The organism is Fenollaria sporofastidiosus (assembly GCF_943169635.2).
Classification (GTDB): domain Bacteria; phylum Bacillota; class Clostridia; order Tissierellales; family Peptoniphilaceae; genus Fenollaria; species Fenollaria sporofastidiosus.
In genome coordinates this window covers 1,442,967-1,461,356 of the sequence record NZ_OW968186.1, presented here as the reverse complement: position 1 = coordinate 1,461,356, position 18,390 = coordinate 1,442,967, and the positions used below count along the sequence as shown (strand labels likewise).

General features: G+C 36.5%; 8 protein-coding genes, 3 tRNA genes and 1 pseudogene. All 12 read left to right on the top strand.

The window, feature by feature from the left end; translation table 11 throughout:
- Positions 1–15 precede the first annotated feature (15 nt).
- The gene (gene ruvX / locus KO172_RS07215) at positions 16–447 is read left to right on the top strand and encodes a Holliday junction resolvase RuvX (protein WP_215492913.1); all 432 of its coding nucleotides are present in this window, start codon (positions 16–18) and stop codon (positions 445–447) included.
- Positions 437–676: a DUF1292 domain-containing protein gene (locus KO172_RS07210; protein WP_215492904.1), complete on the top strand. Its 240-nt coding sequence runs from the start codon at positions 437–439 to the stop codon at positions 674–676. The genes ruvX and KO172_RS07210 overlap by 11 nt, the downstream gene beginning before the upstream one ends.
- Positions 677–691: 15 nt before the next feature.
- Positions 692–2,353, top strand: coding sequence for a ribonuclease J (locus tag KO172_RS07205; RefSeq protein ID WP_215492897.1), 1,662 nt, complete (start codon positions 692–694; stop codon positions 2,351–2,353).
- Positions 2,354–2,378: 25 nt separating this feature from the next.
- Positions 2,379–5,003, top strand: coding sequence for a valine--tRNA ligase (locus KO172_RS07200; protein ID WP_215492890.1), 2,625 nt, complete (start codon positions 2,379–2,381; stop codon positions 5,001–5,003).
- Positions 5,004–5,010: 7 nt separating this feature from the next.
- Positions 5,011–5,982, top strand: coding sequence for a CPBP family intramembrane glutamic endopeptidase (locus tag KO172_RS07195; RefSeq protein ID WP_215492877.1), 972 nt, complete (start codon positions 5,011–5,013; stop codon positions 5,980–5,982).
- Positions 5,983–6,071: 89 nt separating this feature from the next.
- Positions 6,072–6,147 (top strand) — tRNA-Phe (locus tag KO172_RS07190).
- A 3-nt stretch (positions 6,148–6,150) separates the two neighbouring features.
- Positions 6,151–6,225, top strand: a tRNA-Gly gene (locus tag KO172_RS07185).
- A gap of 3 nt (positions 6,226–6,228) precedes the next feature.
- Positions 6,229–6,302 (top strand) — tRNA-Cys (locus KO172_RS07180).
- Positions 6,303–6,834: 532 nt separating this feature from the next.
- Positions 6,835–13,815 carry a stalk domain-containing protein gene (locus KO172_RS07175; protein WP_215492874.1) on the top strand — a complete coding sequence of 2,327 codons (6,981 nt, stop codon included), beginning with the start codon at positions 6,835–6,837 and terminating at the stop codon, positions 13,813–13,815.
- Positions 13,816–13,994: 179 nt separating this feature from the next.
- Positions 13,995–17,639, top strand: coding sequence for an InlB B-repeat-containing protein (locus KO172_RS07170; RefSeq protein WP_215492872.1), 3,645 nt, complete (start codon positions 13,995–13,997; stop codon positions 17,637–17,639).
- The gene (locus tag KO172_RS08275) at positions 17,588–18,031 is read left to right on the top strand and encodes an InlB B-repeat-containing protein (protein WP_215493507.1); all 444 of its coding nucleotides are present in this window, start codon (positions 17,588–17,590) and stop codon (positions 18,029–18,031) included. Before KO172_RS07170 ends, KO172_RS08275 begins: the two co-directional genes overlap by 52 nt.
- A 51-nt stretch (positions 18,032–18,082) precedes the next feature.
- Positions 18,083–18,385 (top strand): annotated as a pseudogene (locus KO172_RS08270) (InlB B-repeat-containing protein); the annotation flags it as partial.
- Positions 18,386–18,390: the final 5 nt, after the last annotated feature.

The following is an 18,390-nucleotide window of genomic DNA, read 5'->3' as shown; positions in this document are numbered from 1 at the left end:
TTTTTAGGTGAAATTATGGAGAGAATACTTGCTTTAGACATTGGCGATAAGACAGTGGGACTTGCAGTTTCGGATGAGATGCAAATCATTGTCACAACATTAAATACTATCTTTAGAACATCAAAATTAGAAGATAGGGACAAATTAAAAGCTGTTATTGATCAGTACAAGGTTAAGACTTTGGTAGTAGGACTTCCTAAGAACATGGATGGAAGCCTAGGACCACAAGCAAAAAAAGTAAAGAAGTACATGGATTTTATGAAGAAAAACATAGAAGACATTGAACTTGTCTATGTTGATGAGAGACTAACAACAGTTAGCGCTACAAGAGTATTAATTGATACGAATGTGCGTAGAGAAAACAGAAAGAAGTTTGTAGACTCTATAGCAGCAAATTATATATTAAGAACATATTTGGATATGCAAAGGGGAAAAGATGGACAATAAAATTAAGCTTCTTGATGATAATGGCAAAGAAGTAGAATTTATCGTGGAAGCAACATTTGAGATTGATACAGATAAGTATATAGTCATGTATGAAGATGAAGCGGATGATGACTACTATATTATGAAGTATCAAGAAGATAAAGAAGGTAATTTAGTATTCATTGGCTTGGACGATGAGGAGCTTAAGGAAGCTCAAGAAGCCTATGAAGAATTAGATAAGACAAATTAATAAAAGGAGGAGAAGATGTTAAAGAGTAACAAACTAAGAATCATCCCGCTGGGTGGTCTTAATGAGATCGGAAAGAATATTACTCTTATTGAATGTGATGAAGATATAGTTATATGTGATTGCGGTATGACATTTCCAGAGGACGAGATGCTGGGTGTGGATATCGTAATTCCTGATATCACATACTTAGAAAAAAATAAAGAGAGAATAAAAGGTATAGTTTTAACACACGGTCATGAGGACCATATAGGAGCTATACCATATGTTTTAAAGAAGATTAATGTGCCTATTTATGGTACAAGACTTACTTTGGGACTATTGGAGAATAAATTAAAGGAGCACAACCTAAAGCCAAAGATGCACGTTGTGAACTTTAACGATAAGGTAAGATTAGGTAAAATTGTTGTTGAATTCATTAGACAATGTCACAGTATACCTGATTCAGCAGCTTTAGCCTTCCATACGCCTGCAGGAGTCATAGTTCATACAGGAGACTTTAAGATTGACTTCACACCAATCATGGGTGGAGTTAATGACTTAAACAGATTTGCTGAGCTTGGCGACAAAGGAGTACTTTGCTTATTAGCAGAAAGTACTAACGTTGAAAGAAAGGGCTACACTCTTAGTGAAAGAGTAGTTGGTGAGACATTTAGAACTATCTTCCACGAATATACTGAGAATAGAATTATAGTTGCAACATTTGCATCAAATATACAAAGAATTCAACAGATTATAGAAGCGGCTGAAAAGCACGGAAGGAAGATTGTTTTATCAGGCAGGTCCATGATAAATAACGTCAATGTTGCTAAGGATTTAGGCTACTTAAGAGTTAAAGAATCAAGTATTATTGACATAAATAAGATGAATAAGTATGACGACAGAGAACTTTGTATTATAACAACAGGTTCTCAAGGTGAGCCTATGAGTGCACTTACAAGGATTGCTTATAATGAGCATAGAAAAATTCAGCTCACACCAAATGACTTAATTATACTTTCAGCGCATCCTATACCAGGAAATGAAAACGCAATATCAAAGGTAATTAACAAGCTTATAGAGCTTGATGCAAAAGTTATATACGAATCACTTGGTGAGATACATGTTTCAGGACACGCTTGTCAAGAAGAGCTTAAGCTAATACATTCACTTATTAAGCCAAGATATTTTATTCCAGTTCATGGCGAACAAAGACATCTTAAGATACATGCTTCACTTGCAGAGAGCATGGGCATGAACCCTAAGAACATCTTTATAATGAAGAATGGAGAGGTGCTTGAACTTGACAAGAGAAAGGCTGAGATAGTCGATGAAGTTACTTCAGGCAATGTCTTAGTTGATGGCCTTGGTGTTGGTGATGTTGGTAACATCGTCTTAAGAGATAGAAAACACTTATCTGAAGACGGTTTAATTATAGTTGTGTTAACACTAAGTAAGGAAGACGGCTCAACTATAGCTGGACCAGACATCATATCAAGAGGCTTTGTCTATGTTAGAGAAGCAGACGATCTGATGGAGGAAGCAAAGAACAAGGTCGTTCTTGCTATAGAAGATTGTCAAAAAAGACGTATATCAGACTGGTCAAGCATCAAAAATGCAATTAGAGACAGTTTGAAGAAGTATATATATCAAACTATGAAGAGAAATCCTATGATACTTCCTGTAATTATGGAGGTATAATATAAACTTTATACTAGGAGGAACTATGAAAAATTTAGAAAAATCATATAATCCAGCAGAATTTGAAGACAATATTTATAAATTTTGGATGGACAATGAGTACTTCAAGCCAAGTACTGATGATAGTAAAGAGTCCTTTACCATCGTTATGCCGCCACCAAACGTAACAGGTAAGCTTCACCTTGGCCACGCACTTAACGGAACTTTACAAGATATTGTAATAAGATACAAGAGAATGCAAGGTTACAACGCACTTTGGCTACCTGGAACTGACCATGCGTCAATTTCTACAGAAGCAAAGGTTGTAGAAAAACTTAAAAAAGAAGGCATTAAGAAGAGCGACCTTACAAGAGAAGAGTTTTTGGAGGAAGCTTGGGACTGGACTCACAAGTACGGCGGCAACATCAAAGAGCAGCTTAAAAAATTAGGCTCGTCATGTGATTGGTCACGCGATAGCTTTACACTTGATGAGCACTTAACAAAGGCTGTTTATGAAGTTTTTGAAAGATTATACAAAAAAGACTATATTTATAGAGGCATGAGGATAGTTAACTGGTGTCCACACTGTCACACAGCTATATCCGATACAGAAGTTGTTCATGAGCCACAAGAGGGTAAGATGTGGTACATTAAGTATCCATACTCAGATAAGACTGGCTATGTAACTATAGCAACAACTAGGCCTGAGACACTTCTTGGTGACTTAGCTGTTGCTGTTAATCCAGAAGATGAAAGATACACTGAGATAGTTGGCAAAACGCTTGACCTACCATTAACAGATAGACAAATACCTGTTATTGCTGATGAGTATGTTGACTCATCATTTGGTACTGGCTGTGTTAAGATTACACCATCACATGACCCTAACGACTTCGAAGTAGGTGCTAGACACAATCTTGGTCAACTAATCGTTATAGATGAAGATGCTAAGATGAATGAAAATGCTTACGCTTACAAGGGACTAGATAGATACGAAGCAAGAGAGAGAATCATTAAAGACCTTGATGAACAAGGCCTATTAGTAAAGGTAGAAAAACATGAAAACTCTGTTGGTCACTGCGAAAGATGTAATACTATCATCGAGCCACTAGCTTCACTTCAATGGTTTGTTAAGATGGAAGAGATGGCTAAGAGAGCTCTTGAAGCTTATAGAGAAAATAAAGTAAACATCATCCCTGAAAGGTTCGGCAAGATATATGAAAACTGGCTAGAAAATATCAGAGACTGGTGTATTTCCCGTCAACTATGGTGGGGACACAGAATCCCTGTTTACTATTGTGATGATTGTGGCGAATACATTGTTAGCAAGGAAAAACCAGAAAAGTGCGACAAGTGCGGTTCAGAACATTTAAGACAAGATGAAGATACACTTGACACATGGTTCTCATCAGCTTTATGGCCATTCTCAACACTTGGTTGGCCGGATGTAGATTCAGAAGATTACAAGAGATTCTTCCCGACAGATTTACTAGTAACAGGCTACGACATAATATTCTTCTGGGTTAGTAGAATGATATTCTCATCATTAGAACAAACTGGTGAGGTACCATTTAAAGACGTCTTATTGACTGGACTTATCAGAGACGTACAAGGTAGAAAGATGAGTAAGTCACTTGGCAATGGTATTGATCCACTACAAGTTATCAGTGAATATGGCGCAGATGCGTTAAGATACTCATTAATTACTAATAACGCTCCTGGTAATGACATTAAATATAGCGTTAAAAAAGTTGAACCACAAAGAAATTTTGCTAATAAATTATGGAACGCATCAAGATTTGTTCTTATGAACCTTGATGATAGAGATGACTATAGCCTTGACTACGATAAATTAGAAAGAGAAGACAAATGGATTATCTCAAGACTAAAAACTGTTGTAGATGAGATCAACAATAACCTTGACAAGTACGAGATAGGTATAGCAGCTGCTAAGGTACAAGACTTTATATGGGAGGACTTCTGCGACTGGTATATAGAACTTGTTAAGACAAGATTATACGATAGAGACAATATAAATGCGCAAAATGTTATTTTATACATCTTAGAAAATATTTTAAAGATACTTCATCCATTCATGCCATTTATCACTGAAGAGATCTGGAGCTACCTACCAAATAGAAAGACTCCATTAATCATCAGCAATTGGCCAAAGGATATTAAGTACTACGATGCAGAGCTTAATGATTTAGAACTAATCAAAAATGCTATCAAAGCAATTAGAAAGATGAAGACAGATATGAATATCGAGCCATCAAAACATTTCTCTATGCTTGTATATCCAAACGATGAAGAAGCAGGAAGACTATATAGTGACAGTGCTAATTACTTTAAAGATCTTGAACATATAGATAAGATAACTATACTTGACAATAAGGATGCCATAAACAAAGATTTCACATCGATAATGATGACAAACGCAGAACTATTCTTCCCATTAAACGAGCTTATAGATTTTGAAAAAGAAAAACAAAGACTTATGGAAGAAAAAGAAAAGCTAGATTTTGAAGTTGAAAGACTTGAGAAAAAACTTTCAAATGAAAAATTCGTTAGCAAGGCACCAAAGGATGTTGTTGATAAAGAGAAAGAAAAGCTTGAGAACTACAAGGAGCTATTAGATAAGACATTAAAGAGATTAGAAGAGTTAAAGTAGGTGCATAATGTATAGAGAGAACAAAGTAAACAGGACAGGGATAGATATCAACAAAGCCTCATGGCTATATACAATACTTTTTCTTGCATATATCTTCATAGGCTCAATGCTTCAGCAGCTAGACCTTTACCTAGGACTATTCGCTGGAGAGGTATTGATACTGTTAGTACCAGTTCTTGTTTATGTAAAGCAAAAGAAAGTTAATTTCAAAAGATACTTTAGACTAAATAAAATCACTGGAAAAGAAGCGCTTGTATCAGTTCTTCTAACACTTTTAGTTTATCCACTAGTTGGTATAAGCTCGACACTTTTAATCAAGTTCTATAGCCTATTTGGCGAGGTAAGAGTGCCTCAAATCAATGTCAAATCAGGCGGACTATCAAGTATATACAGCATTTTGATTATAGGTGTGCTTCCAGCCATCTGTGAAGAGTTCTTCGTAAGAGGCCTACTAAGCGCACCAGCCAAGAGAGCAAAGGGAAGGAAATTCACATACTTTTACACAGCACTACTATTTATGCTAATGCATGTTAATCCATTCAACATAGTTGCACCATTCATATTAGGCTATGTATTTTCAGTTTTAAACGAAAAAACAAATTCACTTTACTCGTCAATGCTTGGCCACTTCACATTCAATACTTGCTCAGTCATACTTAGCATATTCCAAAAGGATATTGCCGAGGGCGCAGTAAACGATATGAAGATGATTACGCTAGGTGAAGCAGACTTAAATATAGGCTTATTACAAGGAGTTTTCATGGTACTCATAGCCATAGTGATAATTTTCGTCCTATATAGAGTACTTTCAAAAATGAAGACAAAAGAAGTAACAGAAGATGTAGACTGCACTTTGGACGTAGAAGCGCCAGCAAAGTTCTCATACCTGCCACTAGCCTTTAACATAGTAGTATGGATCATCATGGCAGGATTGCCTCTACTTATGTCACTAGGCATGATAAAAAATTTAGCAGTATAATATTTTTAAAATATTAAATATATATAAAAAAGCCTTGACAATTAAATCAATTTATAGTATCATAGACTAGTCAGTAATATGACTAGTGTGCCCAGATAGCTCAGTCGGTAGAGCAGTAGACTGAAAATCTACGTGTGGCTGGTTCGATCCCGGCTCTGGGCACCATGTGCGGAAATGGCTCAGTGGTAGAGCATCGCCTTGCCAAGGCGAGGGTCGCGAGTTCGAATCTCGTTTTCCGCTCCATATGGCGGCATAGCCAAGTGGTAAGGCACAGGTCTGCAAAACCTTGACCACCAGTTCAAATCTGGTTGCCGCCTCCACAAACTTGAAGCGTGTTTAAAGCACGCTTCTTTTTTTATGCCTAAATCATATTAAAAGCATAACGATTTCTGATGAAGCATCTAGATCAAAATCATTTCGATTGCATATCGCTTCGCCTTAAACGATTAAATACAAAAAACGTTTCACACGAAGATTAATTTGCCACGAATCTATATACGTGTTTAATTTAATAAAAATAATATTAGCAGAAAGAGACACTAGGTGTCTTTTTTTTTTTTTTGATATGTATTGTTATAAATGAGCATATAACTGCATTAGAAGAGAAATTTTTTAAATAAAAATCCTTGACAATTAGACAAAAGTATTCTATAATTTAATAGAAGCAATATATCATTTTATTAGAGTATATTATTAGACTTTAATTATAATGTTTAAGTATATATTTTAAAAAAGCTTAGTCGTATGTGAATTTTGTCACGAAGGAGGATTGTTTATCAAGACGCACATAGCGATACTTTATAAATATATATAAGGATAGTAAAAAATATATATAGAAAGGATATGAAATTAATGAAAATCAAAAAAACGAGGATTTTAGGCTTAATTCTAGCCTTTATCATCTTTTTCACCAACCTTCCATTTGGAAGCGGCATAGTACATGCTGGGGCGGGGGATGTTAAAATTAATGGTACAAACTTTCCTGATAAAATATTTAAGGGATTTGTAAAACAATATGATAAGAATAACAATGGCATTTTAGAGAAATGGGAAACAAGTGGTGTAACAAATATTTATCTAAAGTCTACAAGTAGTAAAGGAAAAATTACAAGCCTTGAAGGGATTGCATGTTTTAAAGACCTTGAAATACTTGATTGCTCAAACAATCAAATAACATCATTAGATTTAAGCCAAAACATCTATCTTAAGACACTTATTTGCGAACTGAACGAACTAAGCTCATTAAAGGTAAGTAAAAATATGGCCCTTACAAGTCTTAAATGTTCAAGAAACCAACTAAGTTCATTAGATGTAAGCCAAAACAAAGCGCTTACGACACTTAGCTGCTATAATAACCGACTAACATCATTAGGCGTAAGCAATAACAGCGCCCTTACAGATCTCGATTGCAGGGGTAACCAACTAACATCATTAGATGTAAGCCAAAACAAAGTCCTTGCGAAACTTACCTGCTATGATAACCAACTAAGTTCATTAGATGTAAGCCAAAACTATGCTCTTACAAATCTCTCTTGCGGAAGTAACCCACTAGGAACATTAGATGTAAGCCAAAACAAAGCGCTTACGACACTTAGCTGCTATAATAACCGACTAACATCATTAGGCGTAAGCAATAACAGCGCCCTTACAAATCTCGATTGCAGGGGTAACCAACTAACATCATTAGATGTAAGCCAAAACACTGCCCTTACAAATCTCGAGTGCAGTGATAACCAACTAAGATCATTAGATGTAAGCAATAAAACAAACTTAAAAAAATTAGGTTGTAGGAGAAATAACTTAACAAATCTTAATGTAACAGGCGCTTCTGCTCTAGAAGAAATAGCCTGTGCCGATAATAAATTATCAACCATAGATTTAGACACTAATACAAATCTTAAAAATGTAATAGTAAAAGGCAACAATATGACGACTTTAAACTCACCAAATGAAACAGCAGTACCTTTTATCGGAGGGATACAGTTTAGTGAAGTGAATCCGTATTATATTGCTGTTGATAAAAAAACAAAGAAATTCAAATATAGCGTGTTACCAGGAAAATTTGACGTGGGCAGAGCAAAAGATCTAAACGGTCTAAAAATTGAGTATGATTATTTTAATATAACTGAAGAATATGAAGACGAAGGATATTACAAATGTTCTTATAAATACTCCTTTAATAAAAGATGGACAATTCCAGTAAAATTATATGTAAAATTTGTAGATGAAAAGGTAACTATCGGAAATGATCCGGAAATCCCTGCATTAGGAAATATTGAAAGAGTAATCTTTGATGCAGGCGAAGGCAATACAGTAGACGGAACACACAGATACAAAGTTATAGACGTACTAGCAGAAACAGCATGGGATAACAAAGCTGTAAAAGATGAAATTCCAGAAAAAGCAATAAACCAAGATACAAAACAAGAATTTGACAAATGGAGCGAAACAGTACCAACAGCAGGTACAGTAGAAGCAAAGACATTTACAGCAACATATAAAGCAAAAGAACTAGTGAAAGCAGGAACAGATCCTAACGCAGCAGTTCCAAACGGATATACAAGAGTAAAATTTGACGCAGGCGAAGGAAATACAGTAGACGGAACACACAGATACAAAGTTATAGACGTATTAACAGGAACAGCATGGGATAACAAAGCTGTAAAAGATGAAATTCCAGAAAAAGCAATAAACCAAGATACAAAACAAGAATTTGACAAATGGAGCGAAACAGTACCAACATCAGGAAACGTAACAACAAAAACATTTACAGCAGTCTACAAGATAAATCTAACATTTGATGCAGGCGAAGGAACCATCAACGGCGAGCAAAAGGTGGTCTTAAATGTACCTAGTACCGCGGATTTCGGATCACCAGCATTAAGGATGCGAATATTAGCGATTAAACCAATAGCCAATGATCCCACTAAGGCATTTTTGAGTTGGCTTCCAGAAGTACCTCAAAGTGGAAAAGTAACAACACAAACATTTACAGCAACATATAAAAGAAAACCAAAATTCAGCGAAGTAACCGATCCAGACAGTCAAGTACCAGCAGGCTATGTGAGACTAAAATTCGACGCAACATCAGCTGGTAAGATTGGAAAAGTTCAAGTAAAAGCAATAGATGTACTAGATGGAACAACATACAAAGACGCAGAACTAAAAGAAAAGATTGCGGCAATAGTAGCAGTTCCAACAGACACAACACAAGAATTTAACAAATGGAATCCAGAAGTACCAGCAACAGGAAACGTAGCAACAGAAACATTCATAGCAATCTACAAAGATGTAGCACCAGTAGTAGGACCAGTAGATCCAACACAACCAGGTGGAGGAAAGCCAGCAGATCCAAGCAAATACTATGTAGTAACATTTGAATCAGCAGATACAACAAAGGGAACAGTAGATGCTAAAAATACAGTATATGTATTAAAGACAGAAACAAAGACATTAGCCGACGTAACAGCACCAAAGACAACAGCAGTACAAGGCTATGAATTTGAAAAATGGGAACCAGCTTTAGATGCAAACACAACAATCGCTAGAGATATGACAGTAAAAGCATACTTCAAACAAGCAGGTGCACCAACACCACAAAATCCACCAGTAGTAGGACCAGTAGATCCAACACAACCAGGTGGAGGAAAGCCAGCAGATCCAAGCAAATACTATGTAGTAACATTTGAATCAGCAGATACAACAAAGGGAACAGTAGATGCTAAAAATACAGTATATGTATTAAAGACAGAAACAAAGACATTAGCCGACGTAACAGCACCAAAGACAACAGCAGTACAAGGCTATGAATTTGAAAAATGGGAACCAGCTTTAGATGCAAACACAACAATCGCTAGAGATATGACAGTAAAAGCATACTTCAAACAAGCAGGTGCACCAACACCACAAAATCCACCAGTAGTAGGACCAGTAGATCCAACACAACCAGGTGGAGGAAAGCCAGCAGATCCAAGCAAATACTATGTAGTAACATTTGAATCAGCAGATACAACAAAGGGAACAGTAGATGCTAAAAATACAGTATATGTATTAAAGACAGAAACAAAGACATTAGCCGACGTAACAGCACCAAAGACAACAGCAGTACAAGGCTATGAATTTGAAAAATGGGAACCAGCTTTAGATGCAAACACAACAATCGCTAGAGATATGACAGTAAAAGCATACTTCAAACAAGCAGGTGCACCAACACCACAAAATCCACCAGTAGTAGGACCAGTAGATCCAACACAACCAGGTGGAGGAAAGCCAGCAGATCCAAGCAAATACTATGTAGTAACATTTGAATCAGCAGATACAACAAAGGGAACAGTAGATGCTAAAAATACAGTATATGTATTAAAGACAGAAACAAAGACATTAGCCGACGTAACAGCACCAAAGACAACAGCAGTACAAGGCTATGAATTTGAAAAATGGGAACCAGCTTTAGATGCAAACACAACAATCGCTAGAGATATGACAGTAAAAGCATACTTCAAACAAGCAGGTGCACCAACACCACAAAATCCACCAGTAGTAGGACCAGTAGATCCAACACAACCAGGTGGAGGAAAGCCAGCAGATCCAAGCAAATACTATGTAGTAACATTTGAATCAGCAGATACAACAAAGGGAACAGTAGATGCTAAAAATACAGTATATGTATTAAAGACAGAAACAAAGACATTAGCCGACGTAACAGCACCAAAGACAACAGCAGTACAAGGCTATGAATTTGAAAAATGGGAACCAGCTTTAGATGCAAACACAACAATCGCTAGAGATATGACAGTAAAAGCATACTTCAAACAAGCAGGTGCACCAACACCACAAAATCCACCAGTAGTAGGACCAGTAGATCCAACACAACCAGGTGGAGGAAAGCCAGCAGATCCAAGCAAATACTATGTAGTAACATTTGAATCAGCAGATACAACAAAGGGAACAGTAGATGCTAAAAATACAGTATATGTATTAAAGACAGAAACAAAGACATTAGCCGACGTAACAGCACCAAAGACAACAGCAGTACAAGGCTATGAATTTGAAAAATGGGAACCAGCTTTAGATGCAAACACAACAATCGCTAGAGATATGACAGTAAAAGCATACTTCAAACAAGCAGGTGCACCAACACCACAAAATCCACCAGTAGTAGGACCAGTAGATCCAACACAACCAGGTGGAGGAAAGCCAGCAGATCCAAGCAAATACTATGTAGTAACATTTGAATCAGCAGATACAACAAAGGGAACAGTAGATGCTAAAAATACAGTATATGTATTAAAGACAGAAACAAAGACATTAGCCGACGTAACAGCACCAAAGACAACAGCAGTACAAGGCTATGAATTTGAAAAATGGGAACCAGCTTTAGATGCAAACACAACAATCGCTAGAGATATGACAGTAAAAGCATACTTCAAACAAGCAGGTGCACCAACACCACAAAATCCACCAGTAGTAGGACCAGTAGATCCAACACAACCAGGTGGAGGAAAGCCAGCAGATCCAAGCAAATACTATGTAGTAACATTTGAATCAGCAGATACAACAAAGGGAACAGTAGATGCTAAAAATACAGTATATGTATTAAAGACAGAAACAAAGACATTAGCCGACGTAACAGCACCAAAGACAACAGCAGTACAAGGCTATGAATTTGAAAAATGGGAACCAGCTTTAGATGCAAACACAACAATCGCTAGAGATATGACAGTAAAAGCATACTTCAAACAAGCAGGTGCACCAACACCACAAAATCCACCAGTAGTAGGACCAGTAGATCCAACACAACCAGGTGGAGGAAAGCCAGCAGATCCAAGCAAATACTATGTAGTAACATTTGAATCAGCAGATACAACAAAGGGAACAGTAGATGCTAAAAATACAGTATATGTATTAAAGACAGAAACAAAGACATTAGCCGACGTAACAGCACCAAAGACAACAGCAGTACAAGGCTATGAATTTGAAAAATGGGAACCAGCTTTAGATGCAAACACAACAATCGCTAGAGATATGACAGTAAAAGCATACTTCAAACAAGCAGGTGCACCAACACCACAAAATCCACCAGTAGTAGGACCAGTAGATCCAACACAACCAGGTGGAGGAAAGCCAGCAGATCCAAGCAAATACTATGTAGTAACATTTGAATCAGCAGATACAACAAAGGGAACAGTAGATGCTAAAAATACAGTATATGTATTAAAGACAGAAACAAAGACATTAGCCGACGTAACAGCACCAAAGACAACAGCAGTACAAGGCTATGAATTTGAAAAATGGGAACCAGCTTTAGATGCAAACACAACAATCGCTAGAGATATGACAGTAAAAGCATACTTCAAACAAGCAGGTGCACCAACACCACAAAATCCACCAGTAGTAGGACCAGTAGATCCAACACAACCAGGTGGAGGAAAGCCAGCAGATCCAAGCAAATACTATGTAGTAACATTTGAATCAGCAGATACAACAAAGGGAACAGTAGATGCTAAAAATACAGTATATGTATTAAAGACAGAAACAAAGACATTAGCCGACGTAACAGCACCAAAGACAACAGCAGTACAAGGCTATGAATTTGAAAAATGGGAACCAGCTTTAGATGCAAACACAACAATCGCTAGAGATATGACAGTAAAAGCATACTTCAAACAAGCAGGTGCACCAACACCACAAAATCCACCAGTAGTAGGACCAGTAGATCCAACACAACCAGGTGGAGGAAAGCCAGCAGATCCAAGCAAATACTATGTAGTAACATTTGAATCAGCAGATACAACAAAGGGAACAGTAGATGCTAAAAATACAGTATATGTATTAAAGACAGAAACAAAGACATTAGCCGACGTAACAGCACCAAAGACAACAGCAGTACAAGGCTATGAATTTGAAAAATGGGAACCAGCTTTAGATGCAAACACAACAATCGCTAGAGATATGACAGTAAAAGCATACTTCAAACAAGCAGGTGCACCAACACCACAAAATCCACCAGTAGTAGGACCAGTAGATCCAACACAACCAGGTGGAGGAAAGCCAGCAGATCCAAGCAAATACTATGTAGTAACATTTGAATCAGAAAATGAAAACAAAGGTACTGTAGCAAAAGCAAATACTGTTTATGTACCAATGGGAGCAGGCAAAACATTTGCAGATTTAGCAAGTTTTGCACCAGCAGCTATACCTTACTATGGATATGAGTTTGCTGGATGGTCACCTTATCTATATGGCAATCCAACAATTATCGAAAGAGATATGGTTATTTATGCTAGATTTGAAGAGATATACACACCAAGCTACCCATACCCATACGAAAGACGTAGACCTCGTAGAAAATATAATGAAAGAGACGACAGATATGATAGAGATGATAATGAAGAAGAAAAAATTGAAGAAGCTAAAGTTTATGACAAGCTTGAAGCAATACTATTTATAAATAACAATCTAATGCAGAAGTCAGTAAATGGTGTTGTAAGCCAAGTTAGGATGGACATCGCTCCATTCATCTATCAATCAAGAACTATGCTTCCAATACGCTTCGTTGCTGAATCTTTAGGATTTATGGTAACATGGGATGCAAATACAAGGACTGTTTATCTTGTAGACAAGAAAAATATCGTACAAATACCTGTTGATACAAACAATATAATTGTAAACGGAAATACATTTGTAAGTGATGTTAAACCTATAATTAAGAATAACAGAACTATGCTTCCAATTGCAAACGTTGCAAGGGCTTTAGGCCTTGTAGATGGCAAGGACATCTTATGGGATGCAGCTACAAAGCAAGTTACTATTATAAGAATGATCGAAAAATAGATCAACTATAAAAAGGGGATCCAATAGATCATCTCTAAAAAAGGACACCCAGGTGTCCTTTTTTAGTTTTATAAAGGCTGTATAATATCTATTGGGGAGTTAAATCCTCAATAGATATTATACAGCCAAATAAAATTATGTTTGACTATACTAATGATTGATAAAGGAGTGATAATAAAATGTATATTCCTAGAGAGAAACTGCTAAGAAAGTTTTGGGTAATACTACTTTCTTTAATGGTTCTTGTACACACGCTTATATTGCCTGTTTCTGCAGCCGTAAATGTAAATGAAAATACATCGACAGTTAATAGAAGCACAATGAAAACTGCACCTATAAGAGCTAAGGAAATAGAGGGTCCCATACCTAATCCTCAGTACGAGTATTATCTAAATCACAAAGAGGAATTTACTTATGGCTACATACCGCCAAAGTATATCTTTCCTCAAGAAAAAACAAGAAATATTAGAACTAGATCATCAAGTGAATTCTCTAGATTCAAAAAATATGATTCTAGAAGTGGTGATATAAAATTAAATCACTTTGGCATAAATGTCATAACTCCACGAAAAGATCAGTTTTACACAGGAACTTGTTGGGCTCATGCTTATTTAGCAGTAGTAGAATCACTATTAAAAATTAAATATGGAGAAGACTATGATTTATCAGAAGGTCATATGGCATATAATGTTGATGATCAAACAAATCTTCAATCGGGTGGGCTTGATGAAGATGCGCTAGCTTACTGCGCTAGGCTTTCAGGACCCGTACTAGAAAAAAATCTCACAGCATACTCAATCAATGAAGATGATCCAAAAGACAGAAAACAAAAAGATTTTGACCCATCAAGAGCAATCTCACTTCCTGAAGGTGAAAGAGATACCTTTAAGATAATGGGTGATGCTTTTAATAAGAAACTAGATTTTTTAGTTACAAGGACCTTGGAATTGGACTTAACACTTGAAAATCTAAAGAGATGTATATATGAAAATGGATCGGTACAAGGTACCTATTTAATAGCGGAAGATGGGTATAGCAAAGATGTTCTTGGAGGTAGATGGATTGATAAATGGTCTGTTAAGAAAAATGGAGTTCGTTATCACTATGTGAGAAATTTTAAAAATTCAAATTATCTGAAGTATAATCATGCGGTTGCATTAATAGGATGGGATGACGATAAGGAAATTAAAAATAAATTAGGAGAAACAGCAAAAGGAGCCTTTTTAGTTAAAAATTCAGTGCCCGCTCCGCCATATGATCGCTATGACGATGCTAGAGGGTATCATTGGATTTCCTATGAATCATTTTTAGGCAATGGAGATATAGTTCCAAGTTTTACTAAAATCATTACCCCACGAGAAGTTAGACCCATGGATCCAGATGAAAGAGCAAGTCTTAAAAATGTATATAATCCTTGCAAACTTGCAGGTACTACTTTTAATCAAAAATTCGATATAAAAGGAAAGCTAAACAAGGCCATAAATGTTTATGAAAGAGGTACAACTGAACCTGAAACTATCAAGTATGTAACCTACTATAATAAGTCAGAAGGGTCTGCTCCATATAAAATCTATATAACCGAAGACCCAGAACTACTAAAAGAAGAAAAGACCACATTTGCTGATGGAACAAAAGGGGATACACTAAAAGATATAAACAGTGACAAATGGGTAGAATTGGCTAGCGGCACTTTTACAGAAAAAGGATATCAAACATTAGAAGTAATACAGCCTTATACAATAACTAGCGGCAAATTTGCCTTAAAGATCGAGACAGATTCCAAGACTATGGGACTTTCATATAGAAGTTTTCCTACAGTTGAAAAAGTGCCCGCATCTTCATATATGTACAATGATAAAAATACAGAACATTTTTTCCAAAAAATTGATGATTTCTACAAAATTTTCCTAGGAACTGTGACAGTTAAACCTAAAGAATACACGGTAACTGTAAATAACGATGGAAATGGCACAGCAACAGCAAATCCTTCCAAGGGGCCAAAGAGAACAAAGGTAACCATAAAAGCAGATCCAAACCCGGGCTATGAATTTGACAAATGGGAAGTAGAAGGAGCAACAGCACAAGATCCAAAATCTCTTGAAACAACCCTAACCATAGGAGAAGGAAATGTAACAGCGAAGGCAATTTTCAAAAAAATACCACCAAAAGAATACAAAGTAAGCTTTGAAACAACCTATGGAACAAAACCGGCAGATCAAAAAATAAAAGAAGGCGAAAAAGCAAAAGAACCGCAAGGATTTGAAAAAGACACAACAGAAATCCTGGATAGCGCAAGCGGCAAGACCTATATATTCAAAGGTTGGTTCCTAGGCACAGAAGAATATAACTTCGAAACAGAAGTAAAAGGAAACAAGATCCTAAAAGCGAAATGGGAAGAAAAAATCATCCCAATAGCAGAATACACAGTAAGCTTTGAAACAACCTATGGAACAAAACCAGAAGACCAAAAAATAAAAGAAAATGAAAAAGCAAAAGCACCAACGGGATTTGAAAAAGACACAACAGAAATCCTGGATAGCGCAAGCGGCAAGACCTATATATTCAAAGGTTGGTTCCTAGGCACAGAAGAATATAACTTCGAAACAGAAGTAAAAGAAAACAAGACCTTAAAAGCAAAATGGGAAGAAAAAATCATCCCAACAGTCGAATACAAAGTAAGCTTTGAAACAACCTACGGCACAAAACCAGAAGACCAAAAAATAAAAGAAAATGAAAAAGCAAAAGCACCAACGGGATTTGAAAAAGACACAACAGAAATCCTGGATAGCGCAAGCGGCAAGACCTATATATTCAAAGGTTGGTTCCTAGGCACAGAAGAATATAACTTCGAAACAGAAGTAAAAGAAAACAAGACCTTAAAAGCAAAATGGGAAGAAAAAATCATCCCAACAGTCGAATACACAGTAAGCTTTGAAACAACCTATGGAACAAAACCGGCAGATCAAAAAATAAAAGAAGGCGAAAAAGCAAAAGAACCGCAAGGATTTGAAAAAGACACAACAGAAATCCTGGATAGCGCAAGCGGCAAGACCTATATATTCAAAGGTTGGTTCCTAGGCACAGAAGAATATAACTTCGAAACAGAAGTAAAAGGAAACAAGATCCTAAAAGCGAAATGGGAAGAAAAAATCATCCCAATAGCAGAATACACAGTAAGCTTTGAAACAACCTATGGAACAAAACCAGAAGACCAAAAAATAAAAGAAAATGAAAAAGCAAAAGCACCAACGGGATTTGAAAAAGACACAACAGAAATCCTGGATAGCGCAAGCGGCAAGACCTATATATTCAAAGGTTGGTTCCTAGGCACAGAAGAATATAACTTCGAAACAGAAGTAAAAGAAAACAAGACCTTAAAAGCAAAATGGGAAGAAAAAATCATCCCAACAGTCGAATACAAAGTAAGCTTTGAAACAACCTACGGCACAAAACCAGAAGACCAAAAAGTAAAAGAAAACGGAAAAGCAAAAGCACCAACGGGATTTGAAAAAGACACAACAGAAATCCTGGATAGCGCAAACGGCAAGACCTATATATTCAAAGGTTGGTTCCTAGGCACAGAAGAATATAACTTCGAAACAGAAGTAAAAGGAAACAAGATCCTAAAAGCGAAATGGGAAGAAAAAATCATCCCAATAGCAGAATACACAGTAAGCTTTGAAACAACCTACGGCACAAAACCAGAAGACCAAAAAGTAAAAGAAAACGGAAAAGCAAAAGCACCAACGGATTTTGAAAAGACACAACAGAAATCCTGGATAGCGCAAGCGGCAAGACCTATATATTCAAAGGTTGGTTCCTAGGCACAGAAGAATATAACTTCGAAACAGAAGTAAAAGAAAACAAGACCTTAAAAGCAAAATGGGAAGAAAAAATCATCCCAACAGTCGAATACAAAGTAAGCTTTGAAACAACCTACGGCACAAAACCAGAAGACCAAAAAGTAAAAGAAAACGGAAAAGCAAAAGCACCAACGGGATTTGAAAAAGACACAACAGAAATCCTGGATAGCGCAAGCGGCAAGACCTATATATTCAAAGGTTGGTTCCTAGGCACAGAAGAATATAACTTCGAAACAGAAGTAAAAGAAAACAAGACCTTAAAAGCAAAATGGGAAGAAAAAATCATCCCAACAGTCGAATACAAAGTAAGCTTTGAAACAACCTACGGCACAAAACCAGAAGACCAAAAGTAAAAGAAAACGGAAAAGCAAAAGCACCAACGGATTTGAAAAGACACAACAGAAATCCTGGATAGCGCAAGCGGCAAGACCTATATATTCAAAGGTTGGTTCCTAGGCACAGAAGAATATAACTTCGAAACAGAAGTAAAAGAAAACAAGACCTTAAAAGCAAAATGGGAAGAAAAAATCATCCCAATAGTAGAATATACGGTAACAGTAACCGATGATGGAAACGGAACAGCAACAGCTGATCCATCCAAAGGACCAAAAGGAACAAAAGTAAACCTAAAAGCAGTTCCAAAACCAGACTATGAATTTGACAAATGGGAAGTAGAAGGAGCAATTGTATCAGATATAAATGCTTTAAAAAC